Source organism: Campylobacter concisus (assembly GCF_902460415.1).
GTDB classification, from domain to species: Bacteria; Campylobacterota; Campylobacteria; order Campylobacterales; family Campylobacteraceae; genus Campylobacter_A; species Campylobacter_A concisus_Y.
The window spans coordinates 530700-545341 of record NZ_CABPTY010000002.1 but is presented as its reverse complement, the minus strand read 5'-3'; the positions used below and the strand labels follow the sequence as shown (position 1 = coordinate 545341).

Genomic DNA, 14642 nt, shown 5'->3' with positions numbered 1-14642 from the left:
ACTTAAAATTTGATCTACCCTATTTTGAAAAAGTGAGCAAGAGCTATCTTTGGAGTTTATGGTTCTTGCTTTTAAGCGCGGAGCACTAACCTTGCAAAAACTGCAATAAATGTACATAAAGCGCTCGCTCAAGAATTAAATTTTATCGTCAAAAAGTGTGCGGATATCCAGTGTGTAGTTTTTAGGCATAAAGATCGGTGAGTCTAAAATTTCAAGCACGCCATCATCAAACGAGAGAAATTCCACTACTCTTTTTGGCTTTCCGGTGGTTTTTATGCTCATATCAGCTAGGCGCACCACCTTTATGATCTGCATTTTATCTGCCGTCCATTCAGAAAAAGCTAGAAATTTAGAGTCCTCTGAAAATAAAAAGCAAGCAGTTGCCCTTTCGCTAAGTAAAATTTGAAGCGCATCGTCATCTTTAACTAAATTTTGATCCAAATTTGATAGCCTTTTTGCGTGGTTTGAAGGCTCATTTTTTAAATTTAGACAGTGCTCGCTATTTATAAAAAGCCGTAGCTCGCCAAGGGTTGGAGTGCCCATGGCAACCTCACAGCCTTCAAATTTGGCGCTAAATTTGCCATCACTGCTACACACATTTGCCTCATAGTCCCAAGCTGAGCTCATAAATTTACCTATTAAATTTGCCTGCCATGGCTTTGTAGATATTTAGCTCGTCTTGTAAGAGAGTATATTTTGCCTTTAGTAGCCCTATTTTGGCTTCTAACTCGCTATTTTTGGCTTCTAAAAACTGCTTTAACTCAACCTTGCCATAAGAGTATTTTATCTCGTAAATTTTTGAAATTTCCTCGTAGTTTTTTATCTGTTCTTGGTAGTTAGCAAGTAGCGCTTCGTCGTTTAGGTAGCCTTTGTAAAATGCGTCTATCTCGTTTAATGCGCTATTTAGAGTGCTTATGTAGTTTAGCTTTGTAAGCTCGAAATTTGCCTCGCTAACCTTTAAATTTGACTTTAGCTTGTGATAGTTTAAAAATGGTAAATTCAGAGCTATGTTACCATTTAGAAATTTGAGGCTAAATGCGCCCTCTTTTGTGTTTGAACTACTTTTGAGGCTAGCTCCTAGCGTGATGCTTGGATAGAACTCCTTTTGGCTAGCTTTGTAGTTTAAGATGCCCTCTTCTATGCGGTAAATGGCCGCTCTTAGATCAGGGCGATTTGCTATGGCGCTTGTTGGCACTTCTAGATCAACGCCCACTCTTTTAACTGGACTTAGCGTGAGGCCCTCAAATTTAAGCTCAAATTCTGGCCTCTCATTTAGCAAAATCCTAAGCATTTTCTTGGCTACGACTAGCTCTTTTTTGGTACTTTCTATCTTATTTTGAGCGCTTAGTTGCTGTGAGTTTATCTGCTTTAGGCTTAACGCCTCCTCTTTGCCAAGCTTAAATTTAAGCCCAACTATCTCATTTAGCTTGTTATAAATTTCTAAAATTTGCTCATAAGTTTTAATGCTCTCATTTAGATATAAAATTTGAAAATAGGCGTCTGTTACGGAGTTTATCACGCTTAGTTTGCTAGCTTCCAGATCAAATTTAGTTGCTTTTGTCTCAAACATCGCTGCGTCTTTGCTATTTGCTAGCTTTTGCCAAAGATCAAGCTCGTAGCTAAGCCCTATATTTGAGCTAAAATTTCTACTAGAAGCACCACCCTCTTTTATATTTTTACTACTTCCAGCCTCGAAACCAGCGTTAAAGTTTGGGATAAGATTTGCCTCCAAAATACCAGCTTGAGCGAGTGCTTTATTTACATTTATTGCTGCTTTTGTAAGGTCGGTATTGTTTTTAAGCGCAAGTTCTACAAGCTCATCAAGGTAGCTTTGATGATACTCTTTCCACCAAGAAGTGTTTAAATTTAGCTCCCTGCTAGCGTTATCTTCAAGTAAAATTTGCTTGTAATTTTCATCTATATTTTTAACAGCGCAGCCGCTTAAAACGAGCACTAAAGCTAGGCTAAGAAATTTCATATTACTCCCTTGAAAGCGCATCTATTGGGTTTAGTTTTGAGGCATTTTTGGCAGGCATGTAGCCAAAGATGATGCCAATAGCCATCGACGTAACAAGTGCAAGTACGATCGAGCCATTTGAAAAGATCATGCTAAAGCCATCTAAAAAGTTATTAAATATGTAGCCGATCGCGTAGGAAAAGGCTATACCAATAGCTCCGCCGATAAGGCAAAGTAGCACCGCCTCTATCAAAAACTGCTGCAAGATGTTGCTCTGTCTGGCTCCGATCGCCATTTTGATGCCTATCTCTTTGGTGCGCTCGGTGACCGAGACTAGCATGATATTCATCACGCCTATGCCACCAACTACTAGCGAAACCACGGCGATACTTGATATTAGAAGGCGCATGGTTGAGATCGTCTCTTCGATAGTTTGCTTGATGCTATCAGAATTCCTTGTAAAGAAGTCTTTTTTGCCGTGTTTTATCGTTAAAAGATCAGTCAGGCTCTTTTCTGCGATTTGAGCATTTACGCTTTCATTTACTTTTACGGTTATTGAGCTAATAAATTTATCGCCCGTTATCTTGTTTATCACAGTCGTGTATGGAGCATAAATTTTAAGCGAGCTAGCATCACCGACTTTAAACTCATCTTTTTGCAAAACGCCTATAATGCGAAGTGGCTTTTTATTAAAAAGTATGATCTTACCGATAGGGTCTTCGTTTTTAAATATACTGTTTTTGGTATTTTGATCTATTAATGTGACAGAATCTGAGTTTAAAACCTCGTCGTCATCGTAAATTCTTCCCTTTTCTAGCTTTAGTCCATTTACATCAAAGCTCCCTACTCCACCGCCTTTTAGTGTCGCTGTTAAGGAGGTATTTTCATACGTTAGTACGCCTGAAGTACTTGTGTTTGGAGTGACTGAGTCAAGAAACGACTGCTTTGAAAGCATATTTGCGTCACTTATAGAGAGCGTTTTTACCCTGCCTGAGAGCATATCGCCAAAGCCTTTTCCTGGCATGATATCGATCGTATTTGTGCCGATCTTTCTAATGCCAGCTAAAATTTGCTCCTGTGAGCCTTTGCCAAGAGCTACGACGCTAATGACCGCCGTGATGCCAATAATAATACCAAGCATAGTAAGAAGCGATCTTAGTTTATGAGCTAGCATCGCATTTACCGACATTTTAAAGCTTTCAATTAGCTGATCTTTATAGTATGTAAATTTACTTTTTTCTGGCTGAGTTTGCTTTTTGGCCTCAAAAATTTCACTATTTTTTATATTATCACTTACGATGTTGCCATCTTTTATCTCGATCACTCTACTCGCGTACTCGGCGATCTTTGGGTCGTGCGTGACGATGATGATGGTGTGACCTTTTTTGTAAAGATCCACTAAAATTTCCATCACTCTTAGACCACTTTTGCTATCAAGCGCTCCTGTTGGTTCATCAGCCAAGATGATCTCGCCACCATTCATTAGTGCCCTTGCTATGGAGACCCTTTGCTGTTGTCCGCCTGAGAGTTTATTTGGTAAATTTTTAGCCTTTTCGCTAAGGCCAAGAGAGTCTAAGATCTCCATTCCTCTTTTTTCTCGCTCGCTCTTATTTGCTCCTGCATAAATGCTAGGAAGTGCGACGTTTTCAAGAGCGTTCATTGTGCTAAGAAGGTTATATCTTTGAAAGATAAAGCCAAATTTATCTCGCCTAAGCTTAGCAAGTGCATCGCTATCAAATTTTGATATATCTTTGCCGTCTAGCAGGTACTGCCCATCACTTGGGCTATCTAAGCAGCCAAGGATGTTCATAAGCGTTGATTTGCCAGAGCCAGACTGACCGATAATGGCTATAAATTCGCCCTTTTTTATCTCTAAATTTATGCCATGAAGAATTTCTATTTCATTCTCACCTAGCTTAAAGCTTTTTGTGATATTTTTTAGACTTATCACTTAAAACTTCTTATTTTCTTTTTCGATCATCTTGGCTATCTCGCTTGCCGAGCCTTGTGATGTGATGATCTCATCACCCTCATTCACACCACTAATTATTTGCGTATCGAGGTTGTCTTTTATGCCAGTTTTGACCGCTGTTTTTACCGCTTTGCCGTCTTTTAAAATATAGACAAAAGTGCCGTTTTCATCTTTTTTGATGCCGATGCTTGGTACGATGATAGCGTCCTTTACATTTGCTATTAAAAGCTCATTTTGTGTTGTCATGCCTATTCTTAAAATTTTATCTTTATTTTCAACTATGCTTTGAGCATAATAATAAACAGCTGAGTTGCTTGAAGTGCTTGAGCTTGTGGATTTGCTACTACTGCTAGAGCCGTAGCTACCATCGCTTAATGTCGTTAAGCCAGGGTCGATTGAGCTAACCGTCGTTTGAAATTTTTTTGTTGGCTCAGAGAGGATCGAGTATTCAACTGGCGTACCAACTTTTATCTTTGTGATGTCGCCCTCGGCTATTTGCATCTTCATCTTGACATAGCTAAGATCTGCGATCTTTACGATAGTTGGTGTAGTTTGGTTGGCATTTACAGTCTGTCCCTCTTCAACCTGCACGCTTACTATTATGCCATCTCTTGGGGCGGTGATCTTTGTGTAGCCTAAATTTATCTTAGCAGTACTTAGCTCGATATTTGTCTGCTTGATCTGAGCCTCGAGCTCCTTTATCTTGGCACTATTTGCGCTATAAGTATTTTTTGCGCTTTCAAATTCTTGTTTTGAAGTGGCGTTTTTGGCAAAAAGTGCATTTTCTCTATCAAACTGCGTTTTAGAGATATTTAGAGCCACTTTTGCGCTTTCTAGCTGGGCTTTGTAGATAGCAAGCTGTGCCTCTTTATTATCGATGCTATTTTGCTGTGTCGAGCTATCGATACTTGCGATCATATCACCTTTTTTTACCTGATCTCCAAGCTTAACGTATAGCTTTTTTATCTGGCCGCTCACCTGCGCACCCACATCAACTAGTTCGGTAGCGAAAATTTCTCCAGTCGCATCGACTTTTTTACTAAATGAACCTTTCTTTGCCTTTTTGGTGATAAATTCCACCTTTTCATCTTTTATCTTAAAAAAATTATCATAGATAAAATATCCACCGACGCCTAAAATAAGCAGGATTATTAAAATTTTAGATTTTTTCATCGCTTCTCTTTGTAAAAAATTAGTCAATTTTACTTAATAAGATTAAAATTCTCTTTAAACTTCCTCTTTTGCCATGCCAGCCTCTATCAAAAACCTACTTGGCTGATAATTCACCTTCTTTATCTTGTCGTATTTTGCATAACTTAGATATAGCTCATCTTTTGCTCTGGTCACTGCTACGTAAAAGAGTCGCCTCTCCTCTTCTAGGCTGCCACCCATGCTCATTAGTTTTAAATTTGGAAAGCGGTTTTGCGCGAGATCGACGATAAAAACTTGGTCAAACTCAAGCCCTTTACTCGCATGCACACTAAGTAAGCTAACGCCCTGCCCTTCGCTCATCTCGTTGCTTCCAAGGGCTAAGAAGTTATAAAATTTACTGATATCTTGATACTTTTTAGCTAGCTCGCTTAGCACCACGCTCTTTGCCATTATGCGCTCTTTAACCTCTTCTTTAAGTGCCAGATCGACATTGCCATTTTTTAGAGTTGCCCTTTTTGTGCTGATATTTTCGACGATGAGAGAGTAAATTTTGCTAGTTTTTATCTCATTTATCATCGTGGCTGGCTTTGTGATATTTCTCATGCCTCTTAAAAAGTTGTAAATTTCATATAAAAACTGCGCCCCACTCTCGCTTAGCTTTTGTAGTTTTAGCACAGGGTGGCCTAGGAATCTATCGCTAAAGCCAAGCTTAGAAAACCTTGAAACTTCGGCAAATTCGTCAAGATCATCAAAAAGGCCCAGCTGGTAGTTTCGCCTTTTGTTTGATGAGATATTTACGCTCTCATCTGGCTCAACTATCCCTTTTATCAAATTTCCATGCCCAAGCTTAAGAAGTGCGTCAAAAATTTCTTTGCTAACTGCGCTGCCAACGCCCTTTGCGTATTCGCAGATGTGGATAAATGCCATTATATCTTTTGGATTGACATAAATTCCCATGATGTCGATGAGTGCCTTGATCTCACGGCTCTCAAAAAAGCTCACCCCGCCCTTTCGCTTTGAGCCGATGCCTCGCTCTTTTAGCGCGACTTCGATGCCGTCAGCTGATGAGTTATTTCTAAAAATTATGGCGATATTTTCTCTATTAAATGGCGAGAGCGAGATGATATCAGCGATATTTTGATACTGATCAAAAAGCTCGTTATAGACAAGCAGCCTTGGAGGCTTGAAATTCCCCTCGCGGCTAACTGTGAGGTGCTTTTCATAAAGCCTTGGGTTGTTGTTTATGACCTTATTTGCAAGGGCAAGTATGCTTGAGCTTGATCGGTAATTTACATTTAAAGCGTAGATATTTGCGTTTGGGAAGCGATCTTTAAATGAGCCTATGATCTCGATATTTGCGCCGTTAAATGCGTAGATACTCTGGTCAAAATCGCCCACGCAAAATAGGCTCTTTGTCTTAAATGCGTCTATGAGGCTGCCTTGAAGGGTGTTTGTATCTTGATACTCATCGATCAAAATTTCATCATAAGCTAAATTTGCCCCATTTTTTAGCTCGTCGCGCATTTTGATAAGAAGGTCATTAAAATCAGCGTAGGCAAATTTAGCCTTTTCAGCCTCAAACTCCTCTAAAACATCTTCATAAATTTCAGCATAAACGCCCTGCTCTTCGCTCTTATCACTTATCCATTTGCCAAATGTTGTGCCTTGTTCGCTGTTTTGAAAGAGCGAGTAAAGGTCGTATAGATAGGCTCCACCGTAAGGCTTGACGTCGCTTAAGTGGTAAAATTTACGCCTTTCAACAAGACTTTTTAAAAGCGTCTTTAGCTCGCTTGGCTGCTTTAGCGTAACGCCTTTATCAAGGCTTTTTAAAAGCGAAAATGAGACCGAGTGGAAGGTGCCTGCGGTGATTTTGGAGGTGATTTGTTTGTCAAAATACCTATTTAAGCGCTCTATCATTTCGCTGGCTGCTTTGTTGGTGAAAGTTAGAAGCAAAATTTTCTCTGGTTTTACGCCTAAATTTAAAAGATGAGCGATGCGAGCGACAATCGTGCTAGTCTTACCAGTGCCAGCTGAAGCGATGATGAGATTGTGTCCAAATGGCGCAGTTGCGGCGGTGTATTGTTCTTTGTTTAACCTAGATAAGGGCATTGTTTCCTCTTTTTTAAAAAGGTCTGATTATAGCTACTTAAACTTTAACAGCTATAATCACGCGGATGAAAAAGTTTAAATTTTTAAAATTCCTTGCCCTATCTTTGGCTCTAATGGTCACTATTTTTTTGATACTTGATCAAATTTATCCACTAAATTTAGATGCGCTTAAAAAAGACGAAGCCAAAATTTTGCTTGATAAAAATGGCGAGATCATAAATATGAAGCTTAGCAGCGACGGAATTTGGAGATTTCACGAGCAAAGTTTCCCAAACTCGCTAAAACAATGCGTTGTTCTCTTTGAAGATAGATACTTTTACTACCATTTTGGCGTAAATTTTGCCTCCATTTTTAGAGCATTTTTCCACAACCTAAGAAGCGACAACCGCATAGGCGCTAGCACTATTACGATGCAAGTTGCAAGGATGCTTGAGCCAAGTGATAGGAGCTATAAAAACAAGATAAGAGAAATTTTTAGAGCATTTCAGCTCGAGCTTCACTTTAGCAAGGATGAAATTTTAAATTTATACCTAAATTTAGCCCCTTATGGTGGCAATATCGAGGGTGCAAAGGCGGCAAGTTTTTTTTACTTTGGCAAAGAGCTAAACGAGCTTAGCTACGCTCAGGCTGCACTTTTAAGCACAATACCAAAAAATCCAAATAAAAATAGACTTGACCGCGTTTCAAACATAAATGCCCTAAAAAACAGGGTCATAAAAATGCTTTATAAGGCAAATTTAATTGATCTTAGCGCGTTTAAAAGAGCGCAGGCAGAGCCATTTAAAAATGTAAGAGCAAAGGCTATCGTAACTGCAGAAGATTATGCAAATGTCGCTTTTAAAAACCAAATTTCAAAGGCGAGTTTGGATCTAAATTTACAAAAAGATATGCTTAAAATTTTAAAAGATACGATGTTTTCACTAAAGGCTAAAAATGCAAACAACGCCGCAGCCGTGGTCATTGACAATAAAAAAATGAGCGTTGTTGCATTTATCGGCTCACACGATGAGCGCGCACGCGACGGCAAAAACTCAGCCATAAATATGAAGCGAAACACCGGCAGCACGCTAAAGCCTTTTATCTACTCGCTTGCGCTTGATAGCGGTCTCATCACGCCAAGCTCGCAGCTAATAGATACGCAAATTTATATAAAAGAGTATGCCCCAAAGAATTTTAGTAATGATTTTTTAGGTATCGTAAGCGCGAAAGATGCTCTAAATTTTAGTCTAAATATTCCGGTTATAAATTTAAACTTAAAACTAAAAGACAATTCCCTTTACGAACTACTTGAAAAGGTAAATTTGGTAGATGAAAATAAGGAGTATTATGGAGCTTCTATAACGCTTGGAAGTGCTGAAATGAGCCTGCTTGATCTTGCTCATCTTTATACTATTTATGCTAATGACGGCATTTATAGGCCACTTGAGTTTGCAGGAAAAAACTACAAAAATGAAGAGAATAATGTAACTCTCATTTCACCTCAAAGTGCCTATTTGACTGCTAAAATGCTAAGCGAAGCCTCAAGATCATATCTAAAAAATGCTTGGCAGTACGCCCAAAATACGCCCAAAATAGCCTTTAAAACTGGCACAAGCGCAAACTCACGTGATCTTTACGCAATAGGTGTTGATGAAAATTACACAATTGCTATTTGGATTGGAAATTTTAATGCTAGCAAAACTGATAAATTAACAGGACTAAATGACGTATCAAAGAGCCTTTTTGATATGTTTAAGATAATCGCTCAAAAAGAGAAGTTAAGATTTATGAGTGAGCCAGATGGCATAGAAAAGCTGCCAACTTGCCTTGATGCCTTTAACTATGAAAAGTGCAAAAAAATGGCACTTGACGATAGGATAAAGGGTGTAGATTTAAAGGATAAGTGCGAAAGTTTAAGGGGCGAAGAGCTCGATTTTTTGGTTAAAAATGAGCTTTTGGATAAAGATGAGATACAAAAAAGTCCTTGCGCTGAAATTTTTAAAGATAAAAAGCCAGTTTTTGCCTATCCGTATGACAATGAAGAGATAGTGACAGATGAAAATATTACACAAGTTATGGTAAAATGCTACGCGTTTTTAGGCGATGAAATTTACCTAAAAATAGATGATTTGAACTTTTCTAAGATAGAAAATGCAAGCGAAAAAAAGTTTGATCTAACTCTTGGCGAGCACAGCATAAAATGCCTTGATCAAAACTCAAATCAAAGTGAAATAACAATAAAAATAAGGAGATAAAATGTGGCAAAAAGTAGCACTTCTAGCACTTTTGGGAATGACAAATTTATATGCTTTGAGCCTAAATGGCACTGCGCAGATAAAATCGCCCCTAAGCGTAGAGTTTGGACTAGAAGATAAAGTCGATAAAAATTTTGTTGGTATGCTAAGTGATAAAAAGCTACTTTTGTGCCAACCAGCATTAAATGGTACGGTTAGATTTAATAGTCAAAGCTTGCTACTTTTTACAAAAGATATGCATGCTGGTTTGGATTATAGCTGCAAGCTTGAAAATGGAAGCACTGCTAGTTTTGCTACGAAAGAATTTGAACTAACAAAGATAGAAAAAATAAGCGATAGCAAATATATACTTAAATTTAATGATGAAGTAAATATTGAAGCTATCAAAAATATTGCTGTAAAAGATGCGAAATTTAAAGCAATTGAGCTTTCTAACAATAGCTTTGAGCTTAATCTTGATAAAAATTTAAGCAATCCAGTTTTTGATTTTGGTGAAAAATTTGAGAGCAAATTTGGCGCAACGCTTTCAGGTGAAACGATAGTAAATTTTGCCGATGAAATAAGCGAAGAAAGCGTAAATATAAATGATAATGCAAAGAGTCTTGAGATACCAGAAATTTATCCAGTGAGCCTTGATAATGGTATCTTGGGCTTTAGAATTTATCTAAAAAATTGGCTTGATGACGACATTAACTTAAAGAAATTTATAAACATTAAAGGTGTAAAAAACTTTAGCATTAGTGACGTTAAATATAGTGACAACTATGAAGAAAACTCAGAACTTAGCGAATATTATTACTACATTGATATTACAAGTGACGATTTTAAGCCACAAAATAGTTATGAAATCACTATTAAGCCCGGTTTTGGCGATGATAGAAATGTAGTAAGGGATGAAAGTAGCTATGAAGTAGTAGCTGGCAATTTCACTCCATTTGCAAATTTTATAAATAATGAGCCATATATCTCAAGTGTTGGCGAAATCGGTATCAGAAGTGCAAATTTACCTGAGCTAAATATAAGCATTGAAAAGCTAAGCGATCAAAATTTTAGATATTTCTTAAATTTTAATGACAATAACGAAGAGTTAAGTAACTTTAGCACAAAAGTGGCAAGCAAAAGTTATAAGCTTGATGGCGCATTAAATGAAATTTCTCTAAATAAAATCAAAGTTGACTTTGCTGGAGCTGGAGACGGCGTTTATAAGATAAATTTAAACTACGGCAAAGATAAGAGCGTCTCAAAAGTAGTATATCTAAGTGATATCGCCGTAAATGCAAAGCTTGGCAAGGATGAAATTTTCGTATTTGCAAATCGTCTTGGCGAAAATACAATGCTTCCAAACGCAAATGTGAAAATTTATGGCAAAAAGAACGAAGAAATCGCAGTTGGTGCGACAAATGATATAGGTGTTTTTAAATTTAACAAAAAAGATATTTATAAAGATATCTCTTCGGTGGTTGTCTCTCTTGGAAAAGAGCAAAATTTTCTTATTTTAAAAGAAGACGAAGCGCTAAATGAAGCGAAATTTATGAGCCAAAATGCCAGTGAGAGTATCGATGCGTACGTTCATTTTGCTTCAAATATCATAAGACCAAATGAGAGTTTAAAGGGGGCAATCTATCTAAGGGATAGAGATTTTAATCCTTTAAAAAATATGCCTGTAAAGATAAAATTTTTCGATCCACAAGGCAAAAGTAGTGCTGAAATTTCAAAAAATACAAATGACGTTGGCATGGTAAATTTTGAAAAAGAGATACTAAGTGATCTTAGCGGTAGATTTAATATGCAAGTAATTTACGCAAGCAAAGTGATCTCAAATGTGCCATTTTTTATTGAGAGTTTTATGCCAAATAGGATAAAAAATGAGATAACGCTTGAGAGAGATAAATTTTTCTCAAATGAGCTTGTTAGAGCAAATCTAGCTAGTAACTATCTCTTTGGTGGCGCTGCTAGCGAGCTTGATGGTAGCATGCAGGTGAGCTTTTTTGATGATGAATATAAAAATAGCGAGTTTAAAGAGTATAAATTTAAAAACAATACGCTAAAACCAAGTGCTTATCCATCTTTTGAGAATGATCTCACTCTTTCAAAAGATGGTAAATCAAGTCAAATGATAGATCTTAGCTTTAGCACTAAAAATGCCTCTTCTATCATAACAGGCGTGATAAATTTCAATGTAAATGATGATGGTAAAAACGTAAGCGACACAAAAAGCTTTACGCTCTATCCTTACAAAGATATGGTCGGTATCGCAGCAAGCACGACATTTGCTGAGCCAAACGAAGATGTAAAAATAAGAACGGTTGTAGTAGATATGTCAAGTCAAAAGGCCGTAAAATCAAATTTAAAATTTGACATAAAACGTGTTACTTGGCAATACCAAAGAGATGCAAATGGCTATATAAAGTGGTTTCAAACGCTAGAAGATGTGGATAATTTTTATAAAGACAATGGCGAGTTTAGCTACAAATTTACACAAAGCGGCTCATATGTGATCATCGCTACAAATCTAGTAAGTGGAGCAAGCACAAGCCTTGATATGGACGTAAGTGGCTACAACTACTCGACTCTAGCACCAACAAAAGAGCTTAGCAAATCTCAAATCAAACTAAATAAAACTATCTACAAAAAAGGCGATGAACTAAGTGCTGATATAAGCTCAGCTATAAAAGAAGGCATCGCCCTTGTTACACTTGAAGATGGTGGCGTGAAAGCTTACAAGGTCGTTAAGATAAAAAACAACTCAGCAAATGTGAAATTTAAACTTGATTTTGATTTTAGCGGACTTTACGTTAGTGCAAATATCTACCGCATGACAGATGGTGGATTAACTCCGTTTAGGACTTACGGAAAGGTTTATGCTAAAGCTGATAAGTCATCAAGGATACTTGATCTAAGTCTTGATGCACCAAATACAGCAAAAGGCGATGAAAATATAAAAATTTCACTAAAAACAAAGCCAAAAGCTTATGTAAATTTATTTATCACAGATGTTGGCGTGCTTGATATAACGTCACAAAAGCCAGCCGATCCACTTAAATTTTTTGACAAAATTTTACCAGATGGTGTTTTTGACTATGATATTTATAATATGCTCACAAACTATAAAGTCGAGGGTAAAACTTTAAGCTTTGGTGGCGATATGGCGGCACTTGCCATGGAGGCAAAAATGGCAAAACATGCTAGCCCGGTCGATAGTAAAAAAGTAAAAACATATGCAAATTTAGTAAGCCTTCAAGCTGACGATAATGGTGAAATCTCATACGAGTTTAAAACACCAAATGGCTTTAACTCTGCCATTAGAGTAGATGTCGTGGCAAATAATGAAACTGGCATGAACGCTGTAAATAAAGAAATTTTAGTAAAAGATGATGTGATTATTAAGCCAAGTGCGTTAGTTTATCTGCTAAAAGGCGATGAGCTAAATGCAAACTTAAGGCTCATAAATATAACAAATGAGGATAAAAATTTAACCATAAAAGTGGCTAGCAGTAAAAATTTAAGCATCAAAACAAAAGAAAATATAAATTTAAAGCCGCTTGAGAATAAAGCTTTTACATTTAAAATTTCAGCTCTTGAAGCTGGAGCTGGCGAATACAATATAACAATAAGCGATAAAAACAGCTCGAAAACTGCTCAAAATTTACTTGATGTAGTTAATCCTTATACGATTAGCACCTATGCAAAAAGTAGCGTCTTTGACAAAGAGAGCATGATCTCGCTTCCAAAAGGCTTTCATAATGTTAGTATAGATGCGTCAAGCTCGGTTTCAAGCGTGCTATTAGCAGCTTCTAAAAATTTAGTCGAGTACCCTTACGGATGTGCGGAGCAAAGGAGCTCAAGACTGCTTGCACTTTTAAATTTAAAGCCAAAAGATGAGCTTGAAAAAAATGATCAAAAGAGATTTATCGTAAACGGAATGAGTGAGCTAATTAAGATGCAAAAACCAGATGGTAGCTTTGGCTACTGGAGCGATCTAGGTAGTACAAATGCATTTGCTTCGATCTATGCAACTGATGTATTGCTTGATCTTGAAGAGGCTGGATATGAGCTAAATAAAAATGTAAAGCAAAGAGCATTAAATTCGCTCTTAAAGTATACAAACACAGATATTGAAGCTCTATATGCTATTTATGTAAGCTCCCGCGCAAATGTTACTGATAAATCGGTACTAAATAAAATTTATGACCACAAAGCTTACAATACGACCGCACTTAATAAATATCTAATGGCAGCGGCTCTAAAGCTAAACGGCTTAAATGACGAAGCAAAGGTGGCGCTAAAAGATATTAAAAAAGCTCAAGCGGCTGATTACAGCAGGGATTATTCTAGTTTTGGCTCAAAGATGAGAGACAATGCATTTATCTTGTATCTGCATGCAAAATATTTTGATAAAAACGACTACTCAGATGATCTTGCAAATTTCTTGATCACAAATTTAAATGAGCTTAGCTCAACGCAGGAGCGCGCTTTTACACTTAGAGCGCTAAATGCCTACTTTGGCAAAGATGTTGGCGAGAAAAATAATAAATTTAAGCTTAGCTACAATGGCGAAAGCAAAGAATTTGATGGTCTTTTAAGCGTATCATTTACAGCAAAAGATGGAAATTTTACCATCACGCCACTTGGTGAAAACAAGCTATATGCTACTATTTTAAGCTACGCTTATGTGCCACTTGAGATTAAGCATAAAATAGAGCCAAAAGAGCTTGATATTTATAGAACGTTTGTCGATGAAAAAGGCAAAGAGCTAGGTCTTGACAGCCTAAGAGTAAATGATGTTATCTATTCAAAAATAGTGATAAATTCTAAAGCTATGGTTAAAAATGGCGTAATAAACGAGATAGTAAGTAGCTGCTTTGAGCCAATAAATGAAAATTTAAGTGGTTTTAGTAAGAATCTTAAAGATAGCATTGAGCTTGAATATCAGAGCATAAAAGATGATCGAGTTTTAAGTTTTTATGCATTAGATAGCGACAAAAGAGAGGCTGTGCTTTACACACCTTATCGTGTAAGACTTAGTGGCAAATGCTCGCTTGGTGCGGTCACAACTGAAAATATGTATAACGAAAGACAAAACGACTACGACCTAGCTCAGCGAAGCTTTACTGTCAAATAAGCCATATAAATTTTGGGGCGTTTAACCGCCCCAAGCCCATATTTCCCCACTTTTGCAAAGATTTTTTTAAACAAATTTTAGATAACATTAAGCATT

7 protein-coding genes are annotated in these 14642 nt (G+C 37.1%); 2 read left to right on the top strand and 5 right to left on the bottom strand.

All coding sequences use genetic code 11. The features are described 5' to 3' along the window. Window positions 1-135: 135 nt before the first annotated feature. From FZ940_RS06790 to FZ940_RS06770, 5 genes are read right to left on the bottom strand one after another with little or no spacing between them, the layout of a single operon-like run. Window positions 136-627: a flagellar protein gene (locus FZ940_RS06790; protein WP_148822003.1), complete on the bottom strand. Its 492-nt coding sequence runs from the start codon at window positions 625-627 to the stop codon at window positions 136-138. Window positions 628-631: 4 nt separating this feature from the next. Continuing rightward, window positions 632-1978, bottom strand: coding sequence for a TolC family protein (locus tag FZ940_RS06785; protein ID WP_148822002.1), 1347 nt, complete (start codon window positions 1976-1978; stop codon window positions 632-634). A gap of 1 nt (window position 1979) precedes the next feature. Further along, a complete protein-coding gene (locus FZ940_RS06780; RefSeq protein ID WP_148822001.1) occupies window positions 1980-3908 on the bottom strand; it encodes a MacB family efflux pump subunit in 1929 nt (642 codons plus the stop codon). Beyond that, entirely contained in the window at window positions 3909-5102 is a 1194-nt protein-coding gene (locus FZ940_RS06775) for an efflux RND transporter periplasmic adaptor subunit (RefSeq protein WP_148822000.1), read from the bottom strand. Between the two features lie 54 nt (window positions 5103-5156). Continuing rightward, entirely contained in the window at window positions 5157-7190 is a 2034-nt protein-coding gene (locus tag FZ940_RS06770) for an ATP-dependent helicase (RefSeq protein ID WP_148821999.1), read from the bottom strand. Window positions 7191-7255: 65 nt separating this feature from the next. Between FZ940_RS06770 and pbpC the strand changes: the two genes are divergently transcribed. Then, on the top strand, window positions 7256-9424 hold the full coding sequence (gene pbpC / locus FZ940_RS06765; RefSeq protein WP_148821998.1) for a penicillin-binding protein 1C: 2169 nt from the start codon (window positions 7256-7258) through the stop codon (window positions 9422-9424). Window position 9425: 1 nt separating this feature from the next. Continuing rightward, window positions 9426-14546 carry an alpha-2-macroglobulin family protein gene (locus tag FZ940_RS06760; RefSeq protein ID WP_148821997.1) on the top strand — a complete coding sequence of 1707 codons (5121 nt, stop codon included), beginning with the start codon at window positions 9426-9428 and terminating at the stop codon, window positions 14544-14546. Window positions 14547-14642 lie beyond the last annotated feature (96 nt).

Bases quoted from the DNA above. Each gene is read 5' to 3' on its own strand.
- FZ940_RS06775 (WP_148822000.1), bottom strand. From the start codon at position 5,102: ATGAAAAAATCTAAAATTTTAATAATCCTGCTTATTTTAGGCGTCGGT.
- FZ940_RS06770 (WP_148821999.1), bottom strand. From the start codon at position 7,190: ATGCCCTTATCTAGGTTAAACAAAGAACAATACACCGCCGCAACTGCG.
- pbpC (WP_148821998.1), top strand. From the start codon at position 7,256: ATGAAAAAGTTTAAATTTTTAAAATTCCTTGCCCTATCTTTGGCTCTA.
- FZ940_RS06790 (WP_148822003.1), bottom strand. From the start codon at position 627: ATGAGCTCAGCTTGGGACTATGAGGCAAATGTGTGTAGCAGTGATGGC.
- FZ940_RS06785 (WP_148822002.1), bottom strand. From the start codon at position 1,978: ATGAAATTTCTTAGCCTAGCTTTAGTGCTCGTTTTAAGCGGCTGCGCT.
- FZ940_RS06760 (WP_148821997.1), top strand. From the start codon at position 9,426: ATGTGGCAAAAAGTAGCACTTCTAGCACTTTTGGGAATGACAAATTTA.